Below are 25,186 nucleotides of genomic sequence, written 5' to 3' on the forward strand. Positions count from 1 at the left end.
TTCGGTTCGGGTCCCATCGTAGGAACGGCGCCCCTCGCGGGCATCGTCGAAACTGACGATATTGGTCGCGCGCGCATCAGCGCGGCGGGAACACCGGCTCGCGCTTGTTCAGAAATGCCTGCACACCCTCGGCGAAGGTCGGCCGGTCGATCAGCTCGCGCTGGCGTTCGGCCTCGCTGCGCATCTGCTCCACCAGCGTCTGCTGCCCGGCCAGCTCGTAGACCGCGCGGATCTCCTGCGCGGCATGCGCTGGCAGCGCGGCCATGCGCTGTGCGAGTGCCAGCGCCTGCGTGGGCAGATCGGCGTCGTCCACGCATCGCCACACCAGGCCCCACCGCTCGGCCTGCTCGGCGGCCAGGCGCTCGCCGAGCAGCGACATGGCAACCGCGCGCGCACGGCCCAGCGCGCGTTCGAGAAACCAGGTGGTGCCGAGGTCGGGCACGATGCCCAGCCGCGGCATGAAGGGCAGATAGAAGTAGGCCGAGCGCGCGGCCAGCACCACGTCGGCCGCCAGCGCCAGGCCCACGCCCGCACCCGCGCAGGCACCGTTGACCGCGCTCACCAACGGGAACGGCAGCGTGCGCAGGTCTTCGATGAGCCGATTCGACAGCGCTTCCATCGCGTCCGCCGTCTGCGCACCCAGGCTGCCGTTGTCCGGTGTTGACATCGAGCCCAGGTCGGCGCCCACGCAGAAGGCCTTGCCGGTGCCGGTGAGCAGCAGCGCGCGCACCGTGCGGTCTTCACGCAGTTCGGCCAGCGCGTCGCGCAGCGCCTGCTGCAGCGGCATGGTGATCGGGTTCATGCGCGCCGGGATGTTCAGGCGCAGCAAGACCACGGCGCCATGGCGCTCGCTCACCAGGATGGGTTCTTCGCTCATGGCGTCATGGCGTTGGGCGGCGCTTCCAGCGTGCGCTTGCGCTGCGCAGCAGGCCAACCACGCCACCGGGCATGACAAACATGATGGCGATCAGCACCACGCCGTAGGCCGCCCAGGGCGCGGCCTTGGACACGCTCTCGGCCAGGCTGGGCACGAACATGATGAACAGCGCGCCGAAGAGCGCGCCCCAGAGCGTGCCGAGGCCGCCCACCACCACGCCGACCAGCAGCGAGATCGAGAGGAACAGCGTGAACGAGTCGGGCGAGACGAATTGCACCGCGATCGCCGACAGCGCGCCGCCCACGCCGGTGAAGGCGGCCGAGATGCCGAACGTCATGGACTTGTAGTGCGGGTTGTCCACGCCCATGGCCTCGGCGGCCAGCGCGTGGTCGCGGATCGCGCGCATCGCCCGGCCGCTGCCGCTGGAGAGCAGGTTGTGCCCGATCACGAACATCACCACCGTAACCAGCAGCGAGAACAGGAACAGCCACTGGTCCTGCGTGAGCGGCAGGCCGAAAGGCGCGTCGGGCTTCATGAGCACGATGCCGCCGACGCCACCGGTCCACTGCTCCAGGTGCTTGTATTTCAGCAGCTGCGGCATGGCCACGCCGAGCGCGAAGGTGGCGAGCGCGAGGTAGAGCCCTTCGAGCTTGAGCGCCGGCCGGCCGAACAGGTAGCCGATGAAGAGGCAGGCCAAGCCGGCCACCGGCACCGCGGCCCAGTACGGCAGGCCGCCGTGCTCCATGGCGATGGCGGCGGCGTAGGCGCCCAGCGCGAAGAAGGCGCCGTGGCCGAGCGAGATCTGGCCGTTGTAGCCGGTGAGGATGTTCAGGCCCAGCAGCGCGATGGCGTAGCACAGCACCATGGTGCCCTGGAACAGCTGGTAGCCCTTGAGCACCCAGGTGAGGCCGGCGGCCAGCAGCACGAGCAGCAAGACCCAGGGCCAGGTGCTGCGCGCAGGCGTGGCGCGGGAGGTCGCGGGCGCGGGGCGCGCCGCAGCGAGAGTGGCGGATGAGGTGGTGGACATGGGGGATTCAGACCCGGGTGACGATGGTCTTGCCGAGCAGACCGGAGGGTTTGACGATGAGCACGCCGATGATCAGCGCGAGTGCCACCGAGAGCTTGAGCTCGGTGCCCACCACGTAGGTGCCGATCAGGTTTTCCAGCACGCCGACGATGAAGCCGCCGAGCACCGCGCCGATCGGGTTGTCGATGCCGCCGATGAGGGCGCCAGCAAAGGCGTAGAGCAGCACGCCGGTCATCATGTGCGGGTCGAGGAAGACCACCGGCGCGACCATCATGCCGGCCACCGCGCCGATGGCGCCCGCCAGGCCCCAGCCCAGCATGAGCATGCGACCGACGTTGATGCCCACCAGCCGCGACGAGGCCGCGTTCTGCGCGGCCGCGCGCATGGCGAGGCCCAGCGGCGTGTAGCGCAGGAACATGAACAGCAGCGCCACCATGCCCAGCGCCACCACGATGGCGCCCACCTCGTGCGCCGACATCAGGCTGCCGCCATACCAGGCGTCGGCCGGGAACGGGCTCGGAAAGGGCTTGATGGTGTAGCCGAACAGGAAGCCAGCGAGGCTGTGGAAGATCACCAGCAGGCCGATGAAGACCACCACCACCGAGAGCACCGGCGCGTCGTGCATGGGCCGGATCACCGCGAACTCGATCGCCGCCGCGAGCACGAAGGACAGCACCACCGTGGTGGCGAAGGCGGCCCAGTACGGGAAGCCGGCCTGGATCAGCGTCCAGGCGATGAAGGTGGAGAACATCGCCATCTCGCCCTGGGCGAAATTGATGTGGTGCGTGGCCTGGTAGATCATCACGAGCGCGAGCGCCACGCTGGCGTAGATGCCGCCGGTGGCCAGGCCGGCGAGCAACTGGTGCAGGAATTCATTCATGGGGAAAAAGTCCTATTCACCGAGGTAGGCGCGGCGCACCGCGTCGTTCTGGCGCATGTCGGCCGACGGGCCGCTGAGCACCACGCGCCCCGTTTCCAGCAGGTAGGCCGTGTCGGCCAGCTCGAGCGCGAGCTTGGCGTTCTGCTCCACCAGCAGGATGGAGACCTTCTCTTCCTGGTTGATGCGCCGCATGATCGCGAAGATGTCCTTCACGATCAGCGGCGCGAGACCAAACGAGGGTTCGTCGAGCAGCAGCAGGCGCGGGCGGCCCATGAGCGCGCGGCCGATCGCCAGCATCTGCTGCTCGCCGCCCGAGAGCGTGCCGGCCTGCTGCGTGGCGCGCTCGCGCAGGCGCGGAAAGTAGCCGTAGATGCGCTCCATGTCGTCGGCCACACCGCTGCGCGTGCGGCGCGAGTAGGCACCGAGCTGCAGGTTTTCTTCGGTGCTCAGGCCCATGAAGGTGCCACGCCCGTCGGGCACATGGCCCACGCCGAGCTGGGCGATCTGTTCGGTCGAGCGGCCGTCGATGCGCTCGCCCGCCAGCGTCACCGAGCCGCTGGCCTGCACCATGAAGCGACAGAGCGCGCGCAGGGTGGTGGTCTTGCCGGCGCCGTTGGCGCCCAGCAGCGCGGTGACCTGGCCCTCGGCCACGTCGAGGTCCATGCCCTGCAGCACCTGGGTGGCGCCGTAGCGGGCGTGCAGGCCGCGCACTTCCAGCAGGTTGTTGCTCATGCCGTGGCGCCCTCTTCTTCGTCGGCGCCCAGGTAGGCGCGGATCACCTCGGGGTGGGCGCGCACCTCGGCCGGTGTGCCCTGCGCGATCTTCTTGCCGAAGTTCAGCGCCACCACGCGGTCGGAAATCTTCATCACCAGGCCCATGTGGTGCTCCACCAGCAACACCGTCACGCCCAGGCGGTCGCGGATGTCGCGGATGAGTGCGCCCAAGCCTTCCAGCTCTTCGTGGTTCAGGCCGCAGGCGGGTTCGTCGAGCAGCAGCAGCTGCGGCTCGCAGGCCAGCGCGCGCGCCAGCTCCACCCGCTTCTGCGTGCCGAACGGCAGGTCGGCCACCACACGCTCGGCCACGTCGCCAAGCTGCAGGAAGTGAATCAGCGATTCGGCGCGCGCCTGCGCCTCGGCCTCGATGCGCGCCGCACCCGGCAGCCGGAAGGCGTTGCGCAGCATGCCCGCGTGGTGCTTGCTGTGGCAGCCCACGCGCACGTTGTCGCGCACCGTCATCGTGCGAAACAGCGCCAGGTTCTGAAACGTGCGGCCGATGCCGATGCCCGCCATGCGGTGGCGCGGCAGGCGCGAGATGGTCTGGCCGTCAAACGCAATGCTGCCGGCGTTGCACTCGTACAGGCGCGAGAGGCAGTTGAACAGCGTGCTCTTGCCCGCGCCGTTGGGGCCGATCAGCGCGCAGATCTCGCCCCGGCGGATGTCGAACGACACCCCGTCGAGCGCCACGATGCCGCCGAAGCGCACCGTGACCCCCTGCACCTGCAGCAGGGGGGTGGCGTTTGTCGTGTCTCCGGAATCTCTTTTATGGGGGGTCATGGCAAGGCGGGCGTCACAAGCGTTCGATGACGGTGACGTTGGCCATGCCGCCGCCCTCGCACATGGTCTGCAGGCCGTAGCGCTTGCCGCGCGCGCCCAGCGCGTGCACCAGCGTCGTCATGAGCTTGGTGCCCGAGCCACCCAGCGGGTGGCCCAGCGCGATCGCGCCGCCGTTCACGTTCAGGCGGTCGGCGTCCGCGCCCAGCGCCTTGAGCCAGGCCAGCGGCACCGAGGCAAAAGCCTCGTTGACTTCGTAGAGGTCGATGTCGGCGATGTTCATGCCGGCTTTCTTCAGCGCGCGCTCGGTCGCGGGGATGGGTGCTTCCAGCATGATCACCGGGTCGTGGCCGATCACCGTCATGTGGTGGATGCGCGCCAGCGGCTTCACGCCCAGCGCCTTCAGGCCGCGCTCGTTGACCACCATCACGCCGGTGGCGCCGTCGCAGATCTGGCTGGCGTTGGCCGCGCTGATCACGCCACCCTCTTGCAGCAGCTTCACGCCCTGGATCGATTCCAGCGTGGCCTCGTAGCGGATGCCTTCGTCCTTCGTGTGCATGTCGGCGGTGTCCACGCCATTCGCGTCGCGCACCGGCAGCGGCAGAATCTCGGCGTCGAACGCGCCGGCCTGCGTGGCGGCGATGGCGCGCTGGTGGCTCAGCAGGGCGAAGCGGTCGAGGTCTTCGCGCACGAAGCCGTATTTGCTCGCCATCATCTCGGCGCCCACGAACTGGCTGAACACCACGTCGTTGTAGCGGCGGTTGATGGAAGGGCTCTGGTAGAAGCCCATGCCGGCCTTCTGCGCCAGCGACGAAGGGCTGAACATGGGCACGCGCGTCATGGACTCGACGCCCGCGGCAATCACCACGTCCATGCTGCCCGACATGACGGCCTGCGCCGCGAAGTGCACCGCCTGCTGCGAAGAGCCGCACTGGCGATCCAGCGAGGTACCGGGCACCGAGTCGGGCAGCGACGAGGCCATCACCGCGTTGCGCGCCACGTTGGTCGACTGCTCGCCCACCTGGCTCACGCAGCCCATGATCACGTCTTCCACCAGGGCCGGGTCGGCGCCGGTGCGGGCCACCAGCTCATCGAGCACGCGGGCGGCCATTTCCACGGGGTGCCAGCCGGCGAGGCGGCCGCCTCGGCGCCCCCCTGCGGTGCGGACGGCGGCGACGATATAGGCTTCAGACATGGGGATGCATCTCACGGGTTGATGGGGGTTGCGGCCATTCTGGGCGCCCCCCCCGGCAGGGGCGTCGTCGGAACGGACGATTTTTGAAACGCCCTGGGCGGCGCACACTGCGCGCACCCGTTTTCAAGAGGACGCCCCCGCCATGACCGACACCGCCACCCTGCTCGTCAGCCACCCCCTGCCCGGCTGCGCACTGCTCACGCTCAACCGCCCGCAGGCGCTCAACGCGCTCTCGGCCGCGCTGCGTGGTGCGCTGGTGCAGGCGCTGCACACCCTGGACGCCGACGACACCGTGCGCGCGGTGGTGCTCACCGGCGCCGGCAAGGCCTTCTGCGCCGGGCTGGACCTGCGCGAGCTCGGCAGCGAAGGCGTGCCCACGCTAGGAGGAGCCAACGACCCGGTGCGCGCGCTCACCGCGTTCGGCAAACCGGTGATCGCCGCCGTGAACGGCGCGGCCGTGACTGGCGGCTTTGAACTGGCCCTGGCCTGCGACATGCTGCTGGCCTCCACCGAAGCGCGCTTTGCAGACACGCACGCGCGCATCGGCGTCATCCCCGGCTGGGGCCTGTCACAAAAGTTGAGCCGCCTGATCGGCCTACCCCGCGCCAAGGAACTGGCCTTCAGCGGCAACTTCGTCAACGCCGACACCGCCGAGCGCTGGGGCCTGGTGAACCGCGTGCTCAGCCCCGACGCCCTGCTGCCCGCCGCCCTCGCCCTGGCCGCCGACATGGCCAGCGCCGAGCCCGGCATGCTGTGCGCCTACAAGCGGCTGATCGATGAGGGGTTTGACCTGCCCATGGGTGAGGCGATGGCGCTGGAGGCGCGGCGGTCCAGCGAATGGGCGGTGGCGCAGACGCCGGAGGCGCTGGCCCGGCGGCGCGACGCGGTGCAGCAGCGCGGGCGCGCGCAGACGGGCTGAGCGGGCTGCGTGTGGACACGCGCGGCCCGCATGGGCCATGATGCGGCCACACCCTCGCGCAGGAGCCCCCCATGGAAAGCACCGGCAAGCGATTCGACGTGGCCATCGTGGGCGGCGGCCTGGCCGGTGTCGTGGCCCTGGCCTACGCGCGCCGGGCCGGCCTGGCGGCCACCGTGCTGGAGCGCCAGGGCCGCGTGGGCGGGCTGTGGCGGGATCTCCCGGCGTGGCAGGACATCCAGATCAGCCCCGCCGACTGGCAGCTGGGCGAGCTGCCGCTGCAGGGCGCCACCCAGCCCCACATACTGGCCAACATCGAAGCCTGGGTCGACCACTTCGGCCTGGCCGGCGGCATCCAGCTGAACACGCCCGTGCAGTCCGCCCGCGAGGACGCAGCGGGCTGGGAACTGTCCACGCCCAGGGGCCTGGTGCACGCGCGGCACCTCGTGGCGGCCACCGGCGCGCACAACACGCCGGTGATTCCCGCGTTCCCGCGCACCGACAGCACGGTGCAGGAGTTCCACTCGAGCGCCCTGCGCGACCCGGGCGTGCTCGCGGGCCGCAGCGTGCTGGTGGTGGGCGGGGGTGCCTCCGCCTTCGACCTGCTGGACCTGTGTTTTCAGCAGGGCGCGCGGCGCGTGGTCTGGGCCTTTCGGGGCACGCGCTGGTTTGTGCCCACGCACAAGCCCAAGCACATTGCCGGCAGCGTGCGCGGCTTTGCCCGCCTGCAGGCCAGCGGCATGACGGCCGAACAGCAAAGCGCCACCATTGGCGCCGACATGCGCGCCCGCTATGAAAAGTTCGGCATCACCGACATCATGCCCACGCAGGCCTTCGACGTGCTGCGCGACCAGCTCATTCCCGGGCGCCCCGGCATGCTCGAACACTATGTGGAGATCGAACGGCACCGCGCCAGCGTGGAAGGCATTGCGGGCGACACGGTGGCGCTGTCGGACGGACAGCGTGTGAAAGCCGATGTGCTGCTCTGGGGCACCGGCTACGGCATCGACCTGTCGTACTTCGCGTCAGAAAAAATCGCCTCGATCCGCACGCTGGACGAGCTGGCCGCGCGCTGCGGCTGCATCTTTCGCAGCCTGGACGCCAGCAACCTGTATTTCCCCGGCGTCGGCCTGGACGGCATTGGCTCGGCCACCTGGTCGTACTCGCTGCTGTGCCGCACGATCATGTCGCACATACAGGGCACGGCGCGGCTGGACGAGGTGGCGATGGGCCACAAGCTCAACCACTTCGACATCGTCAGCCACCTGGCCCCGCGCGACCCGGCCAGCTACCCGCCCGACACCTGGCACGCGCACTACCGCAGCATCGCGCTCAACACCCCGGACGGGCAGCCCTACCCCATACCCTGAGGCGGTGCCTCGCATCGGAAGGAAAAACCCCATGAACCCCGAGCCGATTGCGCCGCCATCGCGTGTCGTGAAGTCACCGCGCCTGACACCGGAGCTGGTGGCGCTGATCGCGCGCAAGGTCGAGGACGAAGGACCGGCGCCCGGTGTCGTCGTCCACAACGACAGCGACTACGAGGCGTCGCTCCAGTCCTTGCTCGACAGGGGCGCCTGGGCTGGCGAGGACGTGTGGGTGTTTGCCTACGGCTCGCTGCTCTGGAATCCGGCCTTCGACGTGGCCGAACAGCGGGCCGCGGTGCTGCCGGGCTGGCACCGCGCGTTCTGCATCCGCCTCACGCGATTTCGGGGCAGCCCGGCCCAACCGGGGCTGATGATGTCGCTGGTGCCGGGCGGAAGCTGCCGCGGCGCGCTGCTCCGCATTCCAGGCCATGAAGCCATGGCCAGCCTGCGCAAGTTGTGGCGGCGCGAGATGACGGTGAAGCCGCCGAACACACCGCCGCGGTGGGTGGTCGCGCAGGCCGACGGCGTTGCCGTGCGCGCCATCACGTTTGCCGCCGATCGCAAGGGGCCCAACTTCGTCGCGGGCCTGACGAGCAACGAGATCGCGACCGTGCTGTGTTCGGCCGTCGGTCATTGGGGATCGGGTGCCGAATACCTCATGCAGACGGTGGATCAGATGGAGCGCTTGGGCATCCGGGACGCGAACCTGTGGCGCCTGCAGCGCGTGGTGGCCCGCCAGCTCAGCGCGCTTGGCGAAAGCCGCGCAGCGCCGCCCAGCCCAGCACCACGAACACCAGCAGCACCAGCCCCTGCGTGACGGCAAACGGCGGCTCGGCCTGGGTGGGCGCGAGCTGCGCCAGCGGCGGCGTCTTCACGAAGAGCTGCACCACCAGCACGAACACGTTGAGGTACACCGCCACCACCGCCGTCACCACATAGGTGCTGCGCCATGTGCCCGCCAGCTGCTTCACGTAGCGCGCGAGCAGGCAGACCGCCAGCACCACCAGCGAGATGGCACCCACCGCGTGCGCAGGCGTGACCTTGTCGGCCGGGAAGAAGAAGCCGGTGGCGCTGGTGAGGATGGTGGTGAGCAGGAAGAACGCCGTCCAGCCATCGAGCCGGGCGCCACCCATGAGGCCCCCGATGACCACGAGCCCGGCGACGATGCCGAGCACGCTGATGAGGACATGGATGAGGGTGAACATCGGGAGGTCGAACATCTTGGTGGTCCTTTCGGGTGGATGGTGGACGCGAATGCCGAAGGCACTCTAGCACCGGTGCTTGCAATAACCACGCCTGATTTGTGGGGTGCCGGATTGTTAGGTCCTGTCCAAACTGACCACCGCCGGCAAGGCGAGCACCGAGCCTGGCATGCTGCTCGCAGCTATGACTGGCCTGCGGATACAGCGTGGTGGCTGTCCCTTCAGACTGCGAGCAGTCGGTCACACCGGCCAGTGCGCGTGATGTCAACCAGTGGACACCGGTCTTTCAGAGATCGGGGCTGTGACTGGCTGCTGTAGGTCGCTCACCAGTCCCCAGATCGTGGCTGGCCCATTGCTTTTGGCCGCATGCTCAAACGCCCGCTCAAACGATCGACAGTCAAGCTGGAGACTCCTTCAACCCTCCAGGAGTTAACGACCATGCCCAAGTTTGTCATTGAACGCGTTATCCCCAATGTCGGCGCCACCAGCGCCGCTGATCTGCAGGCGATATCTCAGAAGTCTTGCGGTGTACTCAACGAGCTTGGTCCTGATGTGCAATGGGTTCACAGCTACGTGACCGGCGACAAAATCTACTGCGTGTACAACGCCACCAGCGAAGAGCTGATTCGAGAGCACGCTCGCCGCGGGGGATTCCCCGCAGACTGCGTGGCCCGCGTTGTCACGATGATCGATCCGACCACAGCCGAGGCCTGAGATCGTCGGCCCGTGGCCGAGTGGTGCCACACTCACACCATGGCCATGTTCATCCAGCTCTTGGGCGTGCCCCAGTTCATAGGGCGGGATGGCACGACCGTGGTGTTGCGCGGGCACAAGGCCTGGGGACTGCTGGCCTACTTGGTGACCCATGAGGGCGTAGCGAGCCGGCAGCATTTGGCGCGGCTGTTGTTCGAGGATGCTGAAAATCCGCTCGCGGCACTTCGGTGGAATCTCACCGAACTTCGTCGGGGTCTGGGCCCGGACTGCCTGCGCGGCGGGTCAGTCGTCTTGCGCCGAGATCCGGACCTGATCATCGACATTGATGTGCTGCGGCGCGGGAGCGCGGCCGAGGGCGTCCTATTGCCCGGCCTTGGTCGCGAGTTGCTTGAAGGGATGAGCTTCGCCAGCAGTCCATCGTTCGAGGTCTGGCTGGAGGCTGAACGACGACGCATGCATGCCACTGCTCAGGCCGTGTTGCACGAGGCAGCCCTGGCCCGCCTGACGGATGGCTCTATCGCCGAGGCGCTTGACCTGGCCAGTCGACTCCTGGCGCTGGATCCGCTCGAAGAAAATTCTCAGGTGCTGTTGGTGCGCTGCCTCTCGAGCGCTGGCGATGGCATCGGCGCTGCGCGCCAGGCGGCGGCGTGCAGGGAGCTTTTCCAGCGAGAGCTGGGTGTGTCGCCCGGGCCGGCCTTGAGCGATGCCTTGCGCACCAACACCTCGGCCGTGGTTGCCCGTCCGGCCACAGGGCGGGCGGGTGCTCTTGCCCTGCTGGAAGCTGGCGAAGCGGCCATCAGCGCCGGCGCGCTGGATGCGGGCTTGCAGTGCCTGCGCAGGTCGATTGCTGACGCCGACGCCACAGGTGATCCCACCTTGCGGGCGCAGGCGCGCGTGGCACTTGGCAGCGCGCTGGTTCACGCCGCGCGCGGCCGTGACGCCGAGGGAGCAACAGCCCTGCACGAAGCCATCACGATCGGGGAAGCCGCTGCGCCACAACAGGTCGCGGCGGCTTGTCGCGAGTTGGGCTACGTGGAATTTCTTCTCGGTCGCTACGACCGTGCACTGAACTGGGTGGCCCGGGCCAGTCCGCTGGTGCGAGATGAAGTCGCTGAACAGGCCCGCCTGGCCACGCTAAAGGGATCGATATTGAGCGATACGGCGCACTACGGGGCCGCACTGGAGCAACTCCTTCAGGCGCAGGCTTGGGCCCTGGACTCCGCCGACAGCAAGCTGAGCATTTACGCCGAATCCATGATCGGCCGAATCCTGGTTCTGACGGGGCGTTACGACGAGGCAGCTATCGTGCTGGACCGGTGTATCGACCAAGCACGCAGAATGTGGACGGCCTTTCTGCCGTGGCCACAGTCCTTTCGCGCCGAGGCGGATCTGCTGCTGGGGCATATCGACGAAGCGGCGGATCGATTCGAAAACGCCTTCGCATTGGGCTGCCAACTGGCCGATCCCTGCTGGGAAGGCATCGCGGGGCGTGGTCTGGGTCTGATCGCCGGCGCGCGTGGAGATGTTCAGGGGGGTCTCGCCATCTTGCTGGATACGCTTCAGCGCTGCATGCGGCTGCCCGATGCCTATGTCTGGGGCGGTGGCTATGTGATGGATGGGCTGTGCTCTATGGCTCTCGCACATGGCGATGACCGGGGACCGGAGTGGGTGCGCCAGCTGACGGTCATTTCCGCCCGTGCAGGCATGCGTGAGTTGGTGGCCCGCTCTCACTGGTACCGCGGGAGGCTGGGCGAGCCCGGCGCAATCGACGGAGCCAGGCAGTTGGCCACCGAAATCGGGAATCCGGTATTGCACTCTCTCGTCTTGAGGGATTTTTAAGCCAAGCAGCACCCTTCGTGTGACCCTTTGTCAGTTAGGCTTCGCATATCGGCGCTTCATGGTCGAGCAAGCCCGCATCGCACCATCTGATGTGCGCCCGAGACTGCACCAATCCAGATCTCAACTGTCCGGGAAACTGCGAAAAGTCGGTTCCTTCAAAGAGGTTTACCCGAACAGGTTTAGGTTCAAACGCGAATGACGTCACTTTTGAGCGACCACAGGATGGCCAGCACTTCGGTGCGTGTGGACGGCTCGACACCGCACTTCTCCAAAGCGTCCATGGCGTCATCGATCACCGTGATGAACTCCTGCTCACTCACGTTCATGCCACGGTGTGTTGCCAGCATGTCTTGGCCGCTGTAGGACTCAGGTCCGCCCGCGCCGGCACAAAAGAATTCCACCACGCGCTGCTCAACGCGTTCGAGGTCCTTGATGTTTTCGTAGCGGGTCTTTACCAGCGGGTTGCTCAGGTGGTTCTTGATCAGCTCGCGGGTGATGCGGGCAATGCCGTCGTGGCTGCCCAGGCGTTCATACAGGGTGGTTGCAGAAACGGTTTGCATGGTGGTTCTCCTGGTTGTGGTGTTTGCTGAGATTTCGCTGGCGCATTTTTCACTGCCGACCGGCCGGCATCCACGAGGCGTACTCGATGAGCGCAGGATCGACGGCATCCACCGACAGGCTGCGGCGCAGCCGGGCTAGGGTTTGGGCCAGTGACTGCTCAAGCACGGTCAGCAGTTCATGTGTCAATGGGGTCGGGAGGTCGAGCCGGGCCTGTCCATGGGTGGACAGGGGAACCTGAATGTGTTCGGTGTTCATGGGTTGCTCCTGGGTGGTCAAGCCGGGCGGGATTGCGCGACTGGAGCCCATCATTCCCATGGATCGTTCCTGAAACGTTCCTGGCGCGTGGGGCACTTGTCGAGCCCGTCGAGACGGCCCACACTGCCAGCCATGAACACCGCCAACCCGCGCCCAACCCACGCCGCCGGTCGACTTTCGATTGGTCTGCTGGGCCGCTTCACAGTCGTCGCAGAGGGCGTTGAGTTGCCGGCCGAGCGCTGGCCCAGCCTGCGGGCTTCGCACCTTGTCCAACTGCTCAGCCTCCAACCTGGACGGCGCGCCACGAAGGACCTGATCATCGACGCGTTGTGGCCGCAGCTGGAGCCTGAAGCGGGCGCGGCCAATCTGCGCAAGTCGGTGTTTCACGCGCGCCAGGCGCTGGGTCGGCATGACGCCATCACCATCGCGGGAGGCGAGCTGGTGTTGTGGCCTCATGGTGTTGCCGAGGTTGATGTTGATGCCTTCGAAGCACTGGCAGATGCAGCGCTTCGCCAGGCCGATCCAGCCGCGTGCGCAAGCGCCGCGCAGCTCTACACGGGCGATGTGCTGCCAGGGTCGCGCTACGAACCGTGGACCGAAGCCACCCGGGAGCGGCTTCGTGCCCGGCTGCTCGCGCTGCTGCGCGCCAGCGCCCAGTGGGAACGGCTTGCCACGCTGGAGCCCACAGACGAGGCTGCGCACCGTGAACTGATGCAACAGGCGCTGGACAAAGGCAACCGCGCCTCAGCCCTGCATTGGTATGCCCACCTGCGTGAGGCGCTGCAGCATGAACTGGGCGTGACGCCCGATGCGCGGACGCGCGCCCTTTATGACCGGTGCATTGCGGGTCTGCAGGCTGACGGGCCCGCGTTTGTGGGCCGCAGCGTCGAACTGGCCCAGATCGTTGCCTGGTTGCAGGTGCCGACCGATCAGCGACTCGGAGGCATCGGGCTGAGGGGACCTGCCGGCATCGGAAAGAGTGCACTGAGCAGGGAGGTCGAGGCCGAAGCGCGCCAGCGAGGCTGGCAGGTGCTGCGTGTGGACGCCACCGAAAGCGGCCGTCCTTACAGTCTGGTCATCTCGATGGCCGAGCGCCTGATTCTGCAAGACCGAAGCGTGCTCGACCGGATGGGTGCACCGGCGCATGCGGTGCTGGCACAACTCACCCCTTTGGCCGCGCCCGCTCAAAAGCTCTCCGGCCCGCTCAGCAGGCACCAGGTGGTGGGCGCCGTGCGACGTCTGCTGGTGTGTGGCTACGCTGGAGGCGATTTGCTGGTGCAGGTGGATGACGCTCACCTGGCTGAAGACTCCGACGCCGAGGTGCTGATCCAGCTGGCGATGGCCGGTGCCCCGCTGTGTTTGTTGATGACGGTCCGGCCCATGGCTCAAGACGCTGCACTGGCGCGCGGGCTGGCTCGGCTGCAGCGTGTCGGGGTGTTGCAGATGATGGACTTGCACCCCTTGGGTCATGACGAGGTGTGTCGGCTCGTGCAGCGCGTGATGGCTCCGCCCGCAAACCAGAAGCTGGTGGAACACATTGCCGACAAAGCGGAGGGCAACCCCTTTGTCGCCATCGAGCTCGCGCGCTGCGTCGCCTCGGGCGGTCTGCAACGGCTGCCCGCGAGCACGTCGGACGCGATCACGGAGCGCCTGTGCGATGCACCGCCTTCTTCCCTGGCGCTGCTCAACTGGCTGGCGCTGGCCGGCGATGAATTCGATGTCGACACCGTCACCGCGTTGGCCACGCAGGCTCAGGTTCAGGCCTTCTCAGCACTGGACGGTGCACTGGAGGCGGGCGTTCTGGTGGTGTCCCACGGGCGTTATCTGTTCCGGCACGCGCTGGTCCGTGAGGCTTTGCTGGCGCAGATCGCACCGCATCGACGCGTCAAGATGCACCGGTTGATTGCCCAGGCGCTCGTCGAGTGCGAGGGCTCGCCAGGACGCATTGCCGCACATTGGCAAGCCGGTGGTCTGCCCCGTGAAGCGGTGGTCTGGTGGTTGGCGGCAGCGCGCGAGTCCATGCGCCTGGCGGCGTTTGGTGACGCGTTGCGTCAGCTCGAGCCGCTGCTGGCTGTGGACGGCGAGCATGCAGAGGCACTGCGGCTGCGTGCTGAGGCGCTCGATGCCCAAGGCGACCCCGCCGCCTTGTTTGCGTACCGCCTCGCGGCCAACGCGGCGGGGGAGCCGGGCAGTCACGACTTGCGAGCCAAGGCCGCGCTGGCACAGGTGAAGCAGGGCGATCCCAAAGGTGCGCTGCTCGCGCTGGAAGGCGTTCACCCCACGTCGGTGGAGGGTCGCCTGTGCGAAGCGCTGGCCTGGAGTGGCGCGGCTGCGCTGGGCGCGGCCGATCCGGCGATGGGCACCGCGAAGGCAGCCATTGCACGGCAGCTCGCGCTGCAAACAGGGGACACCAGTTCACTGGTGATTGCCTCCTGGGCGCAGGCGGCGGCGGCGCACGCACGCGGTGATCTGCACCGCAGCGTGTGGGCCGACCTGCAGGAGACCAGTCATGTGCCCCACTTGGCGGTGCGGGTGTTCGACGGCCACCTGTGCATCACCCAGCGTTTTTTGTACGGCGCTCGACCGTATCCCGAGGTGATCGCCTTCGCTGAGGCACTCTGCACCGAAGCGCGCCGGATCGGTGCGGCGCGCGGCCTGGCCTTTGGAACGACGCTGCGCGGCGAGGCGGAGTGGCTGGCCGGGGATTTGAGCGCTGCCCGGATGCACCTGCGTGAAGGGGCCCGCCTGCACCGGGCCATCAGCGGGCCGGTGGGGGAGGCGCTGTCGCTGCAGCGGCTGGCCGAGGTGTCTTTGCACGAAGGTCGCCGCGATGAAGCCCGTGCCTTGATCGATGAAGCACTCGATGTTGCAAGGCAGACCGACATCGGTTTTCATCTGCTGGACCGCATCTACGGCACCCGAATCAGTCTGCATGCCGATGACCCTGCTGCGGCGTTGCACGTGATGGAGGATGCCAGCGAATCGGTTCGTGGACCCTTGGAGACGTGTCCAGGTTGCCGAATTACCTTCGCGATCCCGGCTGCCATCGCGGCCGCGCGCGCTGACGAGATTGATCTGGCGCACAAACACGAAGAGCAATGCGCCTACCTGGCCAACGTGGTCATGCGCCTGCCCGCTTGGTACGCAGCCCACCAGGAAGTGTGCGGACATATCGGTGTCGCCGAAGGACGTCATCGAGATGAGACGGCTTCGCGCTTTGGCGCAGCAGCCTTGCGTTTTCGGGAAGCGGGTCAACCGCTGGACGCCGAACGATGTGAAGCGCTGGCTGCGAAGCGAGTGTCAAGACGTCGTGATCGCAGCTGATCTTTGTAGAAGCTGAGCGTGCACAAACGGCGGCCTACAACGTCAGCATTGCCGCACCAACTGGACATACAGCCAACGAGATTCCGCTTGCACCAGCTGTTGGGCCTGCTGCTGCAGACTGGACGCAGCGGCAGCACTTTCTTCGACCAGTGCAGCGTTTTGCTGTGTGGCCTGGTCCATCTGGCTTACAGCCTCACTCACCTGGCCCACACCGGCGCTCTGCTCGCTGCTGGCACTGCTGATCTCGCTCACGATATCGCTCACACGCTGAATGGAGGTCACCAGCCCGGGCGGCTTCTACCGCTGCGTTCAGGGCCAGGATGTTGGTATGGAAGGCAATGCCGTCGATCACGCCGATGATGTCGCTGATCTTCCTGCTGCTGTCGTTGATGCCCTTCATGGTGAGAACAACCTGGTTCACCACTTCGCCACCTTGCATGGCCACCGTGCTGGCGCTTGCCGCGAGCTGGTTGGCCTGACGGGCGTTGTCCGCATTCTGGCTGGCGGTAGAACCCATTTGCTCCATGGACGCCGAGGTTTCTTCCAGTGCGGAGGCTTGCTGCTCGGGGCCCAGAGGTAGGCCCGGTGCGTCTTTCCGTTGCCCGGCTTGAGCATGGAAATTATTCAATGTGATGTCAAGGGTGGGGGCGAAACGTTCGGGATACAGTTTCGATTTCACGCCACTGGTAACACTTCGGCGTGCACGCGTTCTACGGCTTGAACGTTTGTACACAGACCCTGGGCGCGCCCAAGGTCGATGCAGGCGCTGAGGGGTCGATGGTCACAACTGCGAGCACTTGGCGGCCTTGCAGGGCGCTGGCTTTGCCCTTAGTGCAGTCCAGGATCCACTTCTTTCCCTGGCCATCCACCAGCACCGGTTGCTGGAACTGGGTAGTACCCTCGATGCCAATGCGTCCAGAAAGCTCGAACGAGTGAGATTTGGCCTGAGCTACACACCCAGAAAGAAGCCAGGCCAAGGCGAGCAAGGCGGTGGTGATCTTGACCTGGGAGATATCGCTGGTCATTTTGGTCTGAATCATTTCCAGATTACTAATTGTTGATCGTGATTGTGAGCGCGGTGCCCGCTGGCACGATCACGTTTTCAGTAAAGGTGCCGACAGTGCCCGAACGTTTCCAAGAAACACTGGCCCGTGACCTCACTGAGGCAGGGGAGCTGCTTGAAAAGCGACTGATGCCGGCATACGTGACGAGGTCAATGCCGGGGAGGTCAAACCCACTGGGACCCATTACTACGCGTGGGTAGCCGAACCCCGCCGGCAGGTCACTGCTGGGCGTGCCTGCGAAGGTCACTTGTGCCCATGATCTCAGTTCTTGCCCAAGGCTTGACGCGGGGCGGAAAGCTTTGATTGCTTGGTCCAATGCCGTAACCGAGTCGGTGTGGGTGCTGTTGAGCAGCGCCTTGTAGAAATCCACGCCCAATTGACGAACGAGGTAACCACCAAATACGCCATTGACGTCGTAACTGAAACAGATGCCGATCGTCGATTGAAAATTCGTCAGGCTGCAATTTCCACTGCGTGTGGAAAGGTAGTCGCTCAGTTGCTGATCGCGCACGGGATTGAAGCCTGGTGTGAGGCGGTTTGCCGTGATGTCCTCAGCGACCATTGCCGTGGTTTCTTCCAGCCACAACGCGAATGCCGCTGGGGTCGCCCTGGTAGCTGCGCGGCGGAAGAAATTGGTCATATGTGTCGCTTCATGCACCAACACAGTCTTTGATGCGGTCAGGTCCGGATTGAGGTACGCCGCTTCCGAGTCAATGAACATCATCACCGCTTCGTTTGAAGCGGGAAACACGGCAGACAGGAAGTTGTTTCCGGAGAAGTAGTAACCCTGGACGCCGCTGGGGCTGGAGTTTGGGGTCAGGTTGGCGATGACGATATCTATTCGCTGGTTGTCTGCTATCAGTTCATCCGGGTACAGAGTGGCGCCCCAGGGTTCTCCGCCCAGGGATCGGATGGAGTTGTGAATTCCGAGAGGGTTGACGTATGCCGACATGAGTTCACTGACCATTGGATCGGTAATGCGACTTGGTCCACGCTCGCTGTTCTCAACCCAAAAGTTCACTGTGCGGCCATCTTGGGCAAGGCGCTGCTCGACCAGGGTGGTGTCTCGCCCGTTGTCGGTGGAGTTGCAGACGCTGAAGTCGGTGTTCAGGCAGTCGATCCATCGACGGGTGTCGCCGGTGGTGGCTTTAAGGATTGTTTTGACAGCAAGCCCACCCTTTGACTGAGCGACGTTCTTGTTCAAGTAGCCTCTAAAGCCCGCAGCGTTGAAATCTGACATCGCTTCATCGCTTTTGGCACTTGAACTTGTGGTCGCGCTCTTGACGCTGGAGGAAACGGAGAGGACCGCTCCGCCCGTCCGATAGTTTCCCGACACGGGCAAGGCGATGTCGGCGTCGGTGGGGTTGGTGATTGTCATGAAGACATCTTGCCCAGCAAGCCCCGAGATGGCCACTTTGGCGACTGATTCGCTGCCACTCACGTTGACGTACTTCCAGACGCCCGCACTTGAGCCTGGCGTGAAGATGTTGGGACTGGTTGCTCCGCAGTTTGTGCAATCTACTTCGATCGAGAAAACGCTTTGCGTGGAAGCAGATTCAATCCCCCCACCCCCGCCGCAGGCGGTCAATGCGGCGACAAAGATCAGGGATGCCCAAAGTGGTGGGTGGAGTGCGCCGCTGAGTATTTTCATGGGGATGGGGTATGGGTGAAGAGGTTGCAGCCTACGTCAGATCGCAGGCTTCATGGGAGCGCCAGTCCCGGCGGCGAACGAATGGCCGCCGAGGTTTGTGAGTGTGGCGCCCAGAAAAAGGCATGACCATTTCCCGGTTGAAAAACTAACTAAGGATTCTCATGGCTGCAGAGGCAACCTGCAACCGTCTTGCCTTTGCATTTACCCAATTGGTGGAATGCCACATACTGGCCCTTGTCAGCCAGGCGGGGCACGATCTGGCTGGGCGGCAGGTCCTTGAACTCCTCACTGCTTGGCACAGCCAAAGCCGCCAAGCGTTCCGCATCGCTGAGCTGCTGCCATCTAACCAGCACTTGCGCTGCTGAAGAAGCAAGGTGTCAAGTTCGAATTTCTCTCGCCCTACAGCCCAGAGATCTACCGCATCGAAGTCATTTGACTTTAGGGGGGGGGGGTGAACGGTTACTCTTTTTGAATGGCACTTGCGGATGGCCGGAGCGAGGAGTACGCTGCTGCTTCCTCGTGGTTGACGTGTTGACCGGGATAGCCAGGCAACAGCCGGTGGCGAGGTTCTACAAGACCTACATCCCAGGAGACAAACATGAAGCCGATTGGCGCACAGGGCAAACACTTCAAACACTTGAGTCGAGGACGTCTGGCGGCGACAGCGGTCGCTGCCTTGCTGGTGGTGGCTTGCGGCGGCGGCGGGGGTGACGACCCCGCGGACATGGCCACGGCCCAGCGTTATTCGGCAAGTTGTAGTGACCGGGTCAACAACACCTTTGACAAACTGCTCGAGTGCGTCACGCTCAAGGGCGTGCGCAGCCACCAGGCGGCACTTCAGGCAATCGCCGACGCGAACGGCGGCGTGCGCGCCGCTGGCACGCCTGGCTATGACCAGAGCGTGGCCTACATCGCGGAGAAGATGACGGCCGCTGGGTACACCGTGACGCTGAACGCTTTTCCGTTTACCTACGTCGCTCTGCCGCTGCTGCAGCAGCTTGCACCGGTGAACGCCACCTACGAGTCCGGCGCTTTCACCGGCACTGGGTTCGGCGACGTGACCGGTAGCGTCTTCGCCGTCGACATCAACCTCGCGCCTCCCCGCGCCAGCACCAGCGGCTGCGAGGCAGCGGACTTCGCCGGCTTCTTGGCCGGCAGCATCGCGCTCGTACAACGCGGCACCTGCGCATTCGCGCTGAAAGCCCAGAACGCGCAGGCTGCGGGCGCCACGGCGGTCATCATTTTCAACCAGGGAAACACACCCGATCGCGAGCCGCTGATCGTGGGTACGCTGGGGGTTGATTCGGGAGTAACGATTCCGGTCGTTGGCGCGTCGTTCGCTGACGGAACTGCGCTCGCGCAGGCGGGCGCGACGGCGCGCGTGCGCGTCGACGCACCACAGCAGGTGATGCAGTACAACGTGATCGCCGAATCGCGCGATGGAGATCCGAACAACATCGTGATGGCAGGGGCGCACCTCGACTCAGTGTTGCGCGGCCCTGGCATCAACGACAACGGCTCAGGCAGCGCTGCGATCCTCGAAACAGCGATCCAGATGGCCAAGGTCAAGCCACGCAACAAGCTTCGCTTCGCATGGTGGGGCGCTGAGGAAGCGGGGCTGGTGGGCTCCACCGCCTACGTTGCTGGGCTGACAGCAGATGAGAAGGCGAAGATCGCGCTTTACCTCAACTTCGACATGGTCGGCTCGCCGAACCACGTGTTTTTCATCTACGACGGTGACGACTCCGACGCCGAAGGCGCAGGCCCCGGCCCGGGTGGGTCTGCCGAGATCGAAAAGACGTTCGAAGCGTTCTTCAAACAGCGTGGCGTGCCGTTCAAAGGCACCGACTTCAGCGGGCGCTCCGACTACGGCCCGTTCATCGCCAACCTCATCCCGGCGGGCGGCCTGTTCACCGGCGCCGAGGGCATCAAGACGCCTGAGGAGGCTGGCTTGTGGGGCGGCACGGCGGGCGACCAGTACGACCCGTGCTACCACCTGGCCTGCGACACCTACAACAACAACAACGACACCGCGCTTGACGTCAACAGCGATGCAGTCGCGTACGCGGTGCTTCAGTTCGGGATGAATACCGAGACCATCAATGGGCAGCGCGGCAAGGGCAACTTCAAGATGCCGCCGGTTGAGGAAAACGACCATCACGGGAACTCGACGCGCTGAGTCCCACCTGTCGACACATGAACGCCCCGGCCCCACCGGGGCGTTTTTCCTTGTGGGCACCCCAGTCTGTCGGGAAGCGGCGGCGCGCATTCGCCCTGCTGGGACAGCGCCAGTCCACCGAACGCGGTGGAACGACAGGTATGGAAGGGCCTGCTACCGTTCAAGCGCAGCTTGCCGCAATGACCGGAAGGCAAGGTCCTGACAATTTGGTACCTCGACGACGAATGTCCGAGATCAGTGCGGCTGTCATTCACTTATGAGGGATGAGCGCCCGCAAATGGCCGATTCCTGAAGTCCAGCGTTCGAGCCCGCGAGCTGCTACCCACCAACGTGGGTTCGTCAGCCATTTGCCGCGGAACGCAATCTAAAAAAGGCAGCTGTCGCGCTACGGACAGGACTGAGAGTCTTCATGTTCTATTTTCCAGACAGCACATCTGTTTGGAGTTGAGGCATGAACAAGGATCCGACCACGCTTGTACGGCGCATCAATGACTCGGCCGAGTTCAACCGATGGTGCGGCTTTGAAGTTGTGTCCTGCGAACCTGGTGCGGTGGAGTTGGCAATGCCTTGGCGCAAGGAGGTTGGTCAGTATTCCGGCTTCCTCCATGCAGGGGTTGTGGGCGCGCTCATTGACACCGCCTGCGGGTTTGCGGCGGCGACTCTGGTTGGTCCGCGCTTGCTGGCTGCCCACTTCTCAGTCAATTGTCTGCGCCCAGCGTCCGGACAGCGTTTTGTTGCGAGAGCCCGTGTCGTCAAACCAGGCAAGCAGCAGGTGTTTACCTGTTGTGAGCTGTTCGCCATCGAGAACGGGGTCGAGAAGCTGGTCGCAGTTGGAGAGACGCTGTTGACAGTCTTGCCGACTGAAGCCTGAATCCTCACACGTCAGTGGCGGCAACGCCTCCAAAACCTGCCCTTCAAAAACTGAAAAAGTCTGGACTTGGATGACTGCAAGGTGGCAAAGGCTTGTAGTTTGCTGGCGAGCGCAGATGGCAGCAATCGCTGCATTGAAGTCACTTGGCCCAAAGGCTTGAGCAGCCGCTCTCCGACGCCGATGACTGTCAGCGTCGCCAGCCAGAGGCTGACGAACGCGAGCCCGAACCCGGCTATCACGGTGGCCAGAATCGTCTTGGCCAGCGGCGTCTTGTACGAAGGGAACTGGAACTCATAGAGCTCAGGCCGGGGGTACAGATCGGTGCGGCCAAGCGCACCTCCGCAGGTGGGGCATTGGTACCGATACAGCGGCAGCTTCATGGAGTGAATGCGAGGGCCAGGACGGCCGAAGCTTAGCCGGTCGCTGCGAATGGCCCCCTGACACCGGGATCGCTCAAACGATCACGGAACCCTCGTCACCTAGGCGCCATCCGTATCGCCCCATCCAGCCGCACACTCTCCCCGTTGAAATAGCCATTCGTCACCATGGTCTCGACGATGTGGGCGTATTCGTCGGGTTCGCCCAGGCGCTTGGGGAAGGGCACGGACGCGGCGAGCGCGGCCTTCACGTTGTCGGGAGCGCCTTGCAGCAGCGGCGTGTTGAAGATGCCGGGCAGGATGGTGTTGACGCGGATGCCTTCGCCCATGAGGTCGCGGGCGATGGGCAGCGTCATGCCGACGATGGCGGCCTTGCTCGCGGCGTAGCTGGCCTGGCCCATCTGGCCGTCTTGTGCGGCCACCGATGCGGTGTTGACGATGGCGCCGCGCTCGCCGTCTTGCAGCGGCTCCAGCGTGAGCATGCCGGCGGCAGACTTGGCGATGCAGCGGAAGGTGCCCACCAGATTGATCTGGATGATGCGGTCGAAGTTGGCGGTGGGAAAGTGCTTGATCTCGCCGGTGGCCTTGTCGCGGCTCGCGGTCTTCACCGCGTTGCCGGTGCCGGCGCAGTTCACCAGAATGCGTTCCTGCCCGTGGGCGGCGCGGGCCTTGGCGAAGCCGGCATCCACCTGCTCTTCGTTGGTCACGTCCACCGAGCAGAAGATGCCACCGAGTTCTTTGGCCAGGGCTTCGCCCTGTGCGGCGTTGAGGTCGAACAGCGCGACCTTCACGCCCTGCGCGGCGAGGCGGCGCGCGGTGGCCGCGCCCAGGCCGGAGGCGCCGCCGGTGACGACGGCGGAGACGCTTGAATTGAGTTGCATGGCAAAGACTCCAGAGAAGAAGAAAAAATGGGAAAAGGGGTTCAGGCAGCGTGGAAGCGCTCGCCGCTCGCGGCCATGGCGCGCATGCGGGCCGTGGGCTGCAGGGCCGCGCCCAGCGTGCGGGCCAGGCGGTCGCAGCGGGCCACCACCTCGGCCAGGCCCAGCCAGTCGGCGTACTTGAGCGGGCCACCCGCATAGGCCGGGAAACCCAGGCCGAGTTGCAGCGCCATGTCAAGCTCGGCGGGTGTGCCGACCACGCCCTCTTCCAGCGCGTGCGCGGCCTCCAAGATCATGGGCAGCATCATGCGGTCGACGATCTCGGCATCGGTGAAGTTGCGCGGCCCGTTGGGCTGCAGGCGCGCCAGCAGCGCGGGCGTGTCGGGCGCGGGCGAGCGGCGCGGCTTGCCTTGGGCATCCGTCTCGTAGCGATAGAAACCGATGCCGTTCTTCTGGCCATAGCGGCCAACGCTTGCCATGAGGCGCAGCGCGTCGCGCTCGATGCGCGGCATGCGCTCGGGGTAGCCGACCGAGATCACGTCGCTCACGTGGCTGCCGGTGTCCATGCCGACCACGTCTTCCAGATACGCCGGGCCCATGGGCCAGCCAAAGGCTTCCATGGTGCGGTCCACCTGGACGAAGTCGGCGCCGTCGGCCACCAGCAGCAGAAAGCCGCGCATGTAGGCGGTGAGCACGCGGTTCACCAGAAAGCCCGGGCAGTCGCGCACGACGATGGGCGTCTTGCCCATGGCCACGGCGTAGCCCACTGCTGTGGACACCGCCGCTTCGCTGGTGCGGCTGCCGCGGATCACCTCCACCAGCGGCATCATGTGCACGGGGTTGAAGAAGTGCATGCCCACAAAGTTCTCGGGGCGCTTGAGCGGCAGCGCAATGTCGTCGATGCGCAGGCTCGATGTGTTGGACGCGATCACGGTGGTGGGTGCCACCTGGTCTTCCAGCTCGGCCAGCACCTTCTGCTTCACGGCCAGGTTTTCCACAATGGCTTCGATCACGCAGTCCACCGAGTCCAACCCCGTGGTGTTGAGCTGCGGCGTGATGGACGCGAGCACGCCGTTGGCGCGCTCCTGCTTGAGTTTGCCGTTCTTCACCTGCCGCGCGAGCTGCTTGGCGGCCTCGCCCATGCCCAGGTCCAGCGCGGGCTGGGCGATGTCTTTCATGCGCACTGGCACACCGCGCAACGCGCTGGTGTAGGCAATGCCGCCGCCCATGATGCCCGCGCCCAGCACGGCCGCGCTGCGCACCGGCGTGCCGGTTGTGGCGTGGCGCTTGAACACCTTCTTGATCGCCTGGTCGTTCAGAAACGCCTGCACCAGCGCACCCGCGGCCTGCGTGCGCGCCACCTGGCCAAACACTTTCGCTTCGAGCGCGAGCGCGCCCGCTCGGTCGTGGACGGCGGCCTCGGACATCATCTGGATGGCACTGTGCGCGGCGGGCTGCTGGCGTGCGGTCAGCGGCGCCACCTTGGCGAGCGCGGCTTCAAACACCGGTGCGCGCTCGGCGGCCGAAAGCGTCACCGGCTCGCGCTTGCGCTGCTGCTGCGCGGCCCAGTCCACCTCGCCGGCCATGGCGCGGCGCAGCAGGGCCAGCGCGGCGTCGCGCAAGGCCTCGGGCGCCGCCACCTCGTTCACCACGCCCACGGCCAGCGCCGTGTCGGCCGATTGCGGCTGGCCGCCGCCCACCCAGTCGCAGGCCACGGCGGGGCCGGCCAGGCGCGAGAGCCGCACCGTGCCACCGAAGCCGGGGAACAGGCCAAGCTTGACCTCGGGCACACCGATCTTGGCCGCGCTGGACATCACGCGCAGGCTGCCGGCCATGGTGAGCTCCAGCCCCCCGCCGAGCGCGAAGCCGTTGATGGCGACCACGCTGGGCACGGGCAGGTCTTCGAAACCGTTGAGGATGGCGTTGCTCTGCAGCACGTCGGCGCTGATGGCCTCTGCCGGCAGTTGAAACTTGTGGCCGAACTCGGTGATGTCGGCGCCGACGATGAACACATCCTTCGCACTGGTCACCAGCACGCCTTTCAGCGCAGGCTGCGCGGCCAGCAGCTGCGTGGCCTGGCCGAACTCGGTGATGGTGCGCGCGTCGAGCTTGTTGATCGCATCGCCCTGGCGGTCGAAACACAGCTCGAACACACCGGGCTCACTGAGCGCACGCACCCACACACTTTGACCTTGAAACACTGGCTGCCTCCCATGCACCGGCACCGCGCCGAGCGTGAACGCAGTCTAGGCAGCGCCCCTGGTGCGCACATCGTCCGAAGCGACGAAAACCAGGCCTCCATTCCGGCTGACAAGCAGGTGACAGCCGCGGCGGTCGATGCGTTGAGTGTGCGGAGCAGAATGGCTCATCGAATCGTCCAAACAGACGGGTTGCGCCAGCGCCTTTGCTGGCACAGTCCGGCGTGCGCCGGTCGCCCCTGCTGCTGCTGCCGCCACCCA

The 25,186-nt window shown here is 65.7% G+C and carries 22 protein-coding genes and 1 pseudogene; 8 read left to right on the top strand and 15 right to left on the bottom strand.

The window, feature by feature from the left end:
- Positions 1-76 precede the first annotated feature (76 nt).
- The 6 genes from IV113_RS03735 to IV113_RS03760 are packed head-to-tail and all read right to left on the bottom strand — an operon-like array spanning position 77 to position 5,529.
- The gene (locus IV113_RS03735) at positions 77-877 is read right to left on the bottom strand and encodes an enoyl-CoA hydratase-related protein (protein ID WP_291080926.1); all 801 of its coding nucleotides are present in this window, start codon (positions 875-877) and stop codon (positions 77-79) included.
- Between the two features lie 4 nt (positions 878-881).
- The gene (locus IV113_RS03740) at positions 882-1,904 is read right to left on the bottom strand and encodes a branched-chain amino acid ABC transporter permease (RefSeq protein ID WP_291080928.1); all 1,023 of its coding nucleotides are present in this window, start codon (positions 1,902-1,904) and stop codon (positions 882-884) included.
- 7 nt (positions 1,905-1,911) lie between these two features.
- Positions 1,912-2,784: a branched-chain amino acid ABC transporter permease gene (locus IV113_RS03745; protein WP_291080930.1), complete on the bottom strand. Its 873-nt coding sequence runs from the start codon at positions 2,782-2,784 to the stop codon at positions 1,912-1,914.
- A 12-nt stretch (positions 2,785-2,796) separates the two neighbouring features.
- The gene (locus IV113_RS03750; RefSeq protein WP_291080932.1) at positions 2,797-3,516 is read right to left on the bottom strand and encodes an ABC transporter ATP-binding protein; all 720 of its coding nucleotides are present in this window, start codon (positions 3,514-3,516) and stop codon (positions 2,797-2,799) included.
- The gene (locus IV113_RS03755) at positions 3,513-4,337 is read right to left on the bottom strand and encodes an ABC transporter ATP-binding protein (protein ID WP_291080934.1); all 825 of its coding nucleotides are present in this window, start codon (positions 4,335-4,337) and stop codon (positions 3,513-3,515) included. Before IV113_RS03755 ends, IV113_RS03750 begins: the two co-directional genes overlap by 4 nt.
- A 13-nt stretch (positions 4,338-4,350) precedes the next feature.
- The gene (locus IV113_RS03760; RefSeq protein WP_291080936.1) at positions 4,351-5,529 is read right to left on the bottom strand and encodes an acetyl-CoA C-acetyltransferase; all 1,179 of its coding nucleotides are present in this window, start codon (positions 5,527-5,529) and stop codon (positions 4,351-4,353) included.
- 142 nt (positions 5,530-5,671) lie between these two features.
- On the opposite strand from IV113_RS03760, the gene IV113_RS03765 reads away from it, so the two are divergent.
- The 3 genes from IV113_RS03765 (at position 5,672) to IV113_RS03775 (ending at position 8,629) form a co-directional block, all read left to right on the top strand.
- A complete protein-coding gene (locus IV113_RS03765) occupies positions 5,672-6,448 on the top strand; it encodes an enoyl-CoA hydratase (protein ID WP_291080938.1) in 777 nt (258 codons plus the stop codon).
- A gap of 71 nt (positions 6,449-6,519) precedes the next feature.
- Complete coding sequence (locus tag IV113_RS03770; RefSeq protein ID WP_291080940.1) at positions 6,520-7,815, top strand: NAD(P)-binding domain-containing protein; 1,296 nt, start codon at positions 6,520-6,522, stop codon at positions 7,813-7,815.
- Positions 7,816-7,846: 31 nt separating this feature from the next.
- Complete coding sequence (locus IV113_RS03775; RefSeq protein ID WP_291080942.1) at positions 7,847-8,629, top strand: gamma-glutamylcyclotransferase; 783 nt, start codon at positions 7,847-7,849, stop codon at positions 8,627-8,629.
- On the opposite strand, the gene IV113_RS03780 is transcribed toward IV113_RS03775, so the two are convergent.
- Positions 8,553-9,032 carry a hypothetical protein gene (locus IV113_RS03780; RefSeq protein ID WP_291080944.1) on the bottom strand — a complete coding sequence of 160 codons (480 nt, stop codon included), beginning with the start codon at positions 9,030-9,032 and terminating at the stop codon, positions 8,553-8,555. The two genes, IV113_RS03775 and IV113_RS03780, sit on opposite strands and share 77 nt — an antisense overlap.
- A gap of 420 nt (positions 9,033-9,452) precedes the next feature.
- Here IV113_RS03780 and IV113_RS03785 point away from each other — a divergent pair, with 420 nt between their 5' ends.
- Together IV113_RS03785 and IV113_RS03790 are read left to right on the top strand one after the other, a co-directional pair.
- Positions 9,453-9,728: a DUF4242 domain-containing protein gene (locus tag IV113_RS03785; protein WP_291080947.1), complete on the top strand. Its 276-nt coding sequence runs from the start codon at positions 9,453-9,455 to the stop codon at positions 9,726-9,728.
- Between the two features lie 45 nt (positions 9,729-9,773).
- Positions 9,774-11,567 (top strand): BTAD domain-containing putative transcriptional regulator, encoded by a 1,794-nt coding sequence (locus IV113_RS03790; protein ID WP_291080951.1) that lies wholly within the window; start codon positions 9,774-9,776, stop codon positions 11,565-11,567.
- A gap of 185 nt (positions 11,568-11,752) precedes the next feature.
- Here the strand turns inward: IV113_RS03790 and IV113_RS03795 are convergent, their stop codons facing one another.
- Both IV113_RS03795 and IV113_RS03800 read right to left on the bottom strand, forming a co-directional pair.
- The gene (locus IV113_RS03795) at positions 11,753-12,127 is read right to left on the bottom strand and encodes a group 1 truncated hemoglobin (protein ID WP_291080954.1); all 375 of its coding nucleotides are present in this window, start codon (positions 12,125-12,127) and stop codon (positions 11,753-11,755) included.
- Between the two features lie 49 nt (positions 12,128-12,176).
- Complete coding sequence (locus IV113_RS03800) at positions 12,177-12,383, bottom strand: hypothetical protein (RefSeq protein ID WP_291080956.1); 207 nt, start codon at positions 12,381-12,383, stop codon at positions 12,177-12,179.
- Positions 12,384-12,515: 132 nt separating this feature from the next.
- Between IV113_RS03800 and IV113_RS03805 the strand changes: the two genes are divergently transcribed.
- Complete coding sequence (locus tag IV113_RS03805; RefSeq protein WP_291080958.1) at positions 12,516-15,707, top strand: AAA family ATPase; 3,192 nt, start codon at positions 12,516-12,518, stop codon at positions 15,705-15,707.
- 42 nt (positions 15,708-15,749) lie between these two features.
- Here the strand turns inward: IV113_RS03805 and IV113_RS03810 are convergent.
- The 3 genes and pseudogenes from IV113_RS03810 to IV113_RS03820 form a co-directional block, all read right to left on the bottom strand.
- A pseudogene (locus IV113_RS03810) lies at positions 15,750-16,272 on the bottom strand (methyl-accepting chemotaxis protein); the annotation flags it as partial.
- Positions 16,273-16,417: 145 nt separating this feature from the next.
- Positions 16,418-16,747, bottom strand: a complete 330-nt coding sequence (locus IV113_RS03815; protein WP_291080960.1) for a hypothetical protein — start codon at positions 16,745-16,747, stop codon at positions 16,418-16,420.
- Positions 16,748-16,757: 10 nt separating this feature from the next.
- On the bottom strand, positions 16,758-18,422 hold the full coding sequence (locus IV113_RS03820; protein ID WP_291080962.1) for a hypothetical protein: 1,665 nt from the start codon (positions 18,420-18,422) through the stop codon (positions 16,758-16,760).
- A gap of 724 nt (positions 18,423-19,146) precedes the next feature.
- On the opposite strand from IV113_RS03820, the gene IV113_RS03825 reads away from it, so the two are divergent.
- Positions 19,147-20,601 (top strand): M28 family metallopeptidase, encoded by a 1,455-nt coding sequence (locus IV113_RS03825; protein ID WP_291080964.1) that lies wholly within the window; start codon positions 19,147-19,149, stop codon positions 20,599-20,601.
- Positions 20,602-21,052: 451 nt separating this feature from the next.
- Positions 21,053-21,472, top strand: a complete 420-nt coding sequence (locus IV113_RS03830; RefSeq protein WP_291080966.1) for a PaaI family thioesterase — start codon at positions 21,053-21,055, stop codon at positions 21,470-21,472.
- A gap of 11 nt (positions 21,473-21,483) precedes the next feature.
- On the opposite strand, the gene IV113_RS03835 is transcribed toward IV113_RS03830, so the two are convergent.
- The 3 genes from IV113_RS03835 to fadB all read right to left on the bottom strand — a co-directional run bounded on the left by IV113_RS03835 (position 21,484) and on the right by fadB (position 24,928).
- The gene (locus IV113_RS03835) at positions 21,484-21,852 is read right to left on the bottom strand and encodes a hypothetical protein (RefSeq protein ID WP_291080968.1); all 369 of its coding nucleotides are present in this window, start codon (positions 21,850-21,852) and stop codon (positions 21,484-21,486) included.
- A 95-nt stretch (positions 21,853-21,947) separates the two neighbouring features.
- The gene (locus IV113_RS03840) at positions 21,948-22,730 is read right to left on the bottom strand and encodes an SDR family NAD(P)-dependent oxidoreductase (RefSeq protein ID WP_291080970.1); all 783 of its coding nucleotides are present in this window, start codon (positions 22,728-22,730) and stop codon (positions 21,948-21,950) included.
- A 41-nt stretch (positions 22,731-22,771) separates the two neighbouring features.
- Entirely contained in the window at positions 22,772-24,928 is a 2,157-nt protein-coding gene (fadB, locus tag IV113_RS03845) for a fatty acid oxidation complex subunit alpha FadB (RefSeq protein WP_291080971.1), read from the bottom strand.
- Between the last annotated feature and the right edge of the window lie 258 nt (positions 24,929-25,186).

It is taken from the genome of Hydrogenophaga sp. (assembly GCF_018780385.1).
Taxonomy (GTDB): Bacteria; Pseudomonadota; Gammaproteobacteria; order Burkholderiales; family Burkholderiaceae_C; genus Hydrogenophaga.

Coding starts and splice junctions, on each gene's coding strand:
- IV113_RS03790 (WP_291080951.1), top strand. CDS start 9,774: ATGTTCATCCAGCTCTTGGGCGTGCCCCAGTTCATAGGGCGGGATGGC.
- IV113_RS03750 (WP_291080932.1), bottom strand. CDS start 3,516: ATGAGCAACAACCTGCTGGAAGTGCGCGGCCTGCACGCCCGCTACGGC.
- IV113_RS03805 (WP_291080958.1), top strand. CDS start 12,516: ATGAACACCGCCAACCCGCGCCCAACCCACGCCGCCGGTCGACTTTCG.
- IV113_RS03780 (WP_291080944.1), bottom strand. CDS start 9,032: ATGTTCGACCTCCCGATGTTCACCCTCATCCATGTCCTCATCAGCGTG.
- IV113_RS03840 (WP_291080970.1), bottom strand. CDS start 22,730: ATGCAACTCAATTCAAGCGTCTCCGCCGTCGTCACCGGCGGCGCCTCC.
- IV113_RS03740 (WP_291080928.1), bottom strand. CDS start 1,904: ATGTCCACCACCTCATCCGCCACTCTCGCTGCGGCGCGCCCCGCGCCC.
- IV113_RS03765 (WP_291080938.1), top strand. CDS start 5,672: ATGACCGACACCGCCACCCTGCTCGTCAGCCACCCCCTGCCCGGCTGC.
- IV113_RS03800 (WP_291080956.1), bottom strand. CDS start 12,383: ATGAACACCGAACACATTCAGGTTCCCCTGTCCACCCATGGACAGGCC.
- IV113_RS03745 (WP_291080930.1), bottom strand. CDS start 2,784: ATGAATGAATTCCTGCACCAGTTGCTCGCCGGCCTGGCCACCGGCGGC.
- IV113_RS03755 (WP_291080934.1), bottom strand. CDS start 4,337: ATGACCCCCCATAAAAGAGATTCCGGAGACACGACAAACGCCACCCCC.
- IV113_RS03770 (WP_291080940.1), top strand. CDS start 6,520: ATGGAAAGCACCGGCAAGCGATTCGACGTGGCCATCGTGGGCGGCGGC.
- IV113_RS03795 (WP_291080954.1), bottom strand. CDS start 12,127: ATGCAAACCGTTTCTGCAACCACCCTGTATGAACGCCTGGGCAGCCAC.
- IV113_RS03785 (WP_291080947.1), top strand. CDS start 9,453: ATGCCCAAGTTTGTCATTGAACGCGTTATCCCCAATGTCGGCGCCACC.
- IV113_RS03830 (WP_291080966.1), top strand. CDS start 21,053: ATGAACAAGGATCCGACCACGCTTGTACGGCGCATCAATGACTCGGCC.
- IV113_RS03815 (WP_291080960.1), bottom strand. CDS start 16,747: ATGATTCAGACCAAAATGACCAGCGATATCTCCCAGGTCAAGATCACC.
- IV113_RS03760 (WP_291080936.1), bottom strand. CDS start 5,529: ATGTCTGAAGCCTATATCGTCGCCGCCGTCCGCACCGCAGGGGGGCGC.
- IV113_RS03775 (WP_291080942.1), top strand. CDS start 7,847: ATGAACCCCGAGCCGATTGCGCCGCCATCGCGTGTCGTGAAGTCACCG.
- IV113_RS03825 (WP_291080964.1), top strand. CDS start 19,147: ATGGCCACGGCCCAGCGTTATTCGGCAAGTTGTAGTGACCGGGTCAAC.
- IV113_RS03735 (WP_291080926.1), bottom strand. CDS start 877: ATGAGCGAAGAACCCATCCTGGTGAGCGAGCGCCATGGCGCCGTGGTC.
- IV113_RS03835 (WP_291080968.1), bottom strand. CDS start 21,852: ATGAAGCTGCCGCTGTATCGGTACCAATGCCCCACCTGCGGAGGTGCG.
- IV113_RS03820 (WP_291080962.1), bottom strand. CDS start 18,422: ATGAAAATACTCAGCGGCGCACTCCACCCACCACTTTGGGCATCCCTG.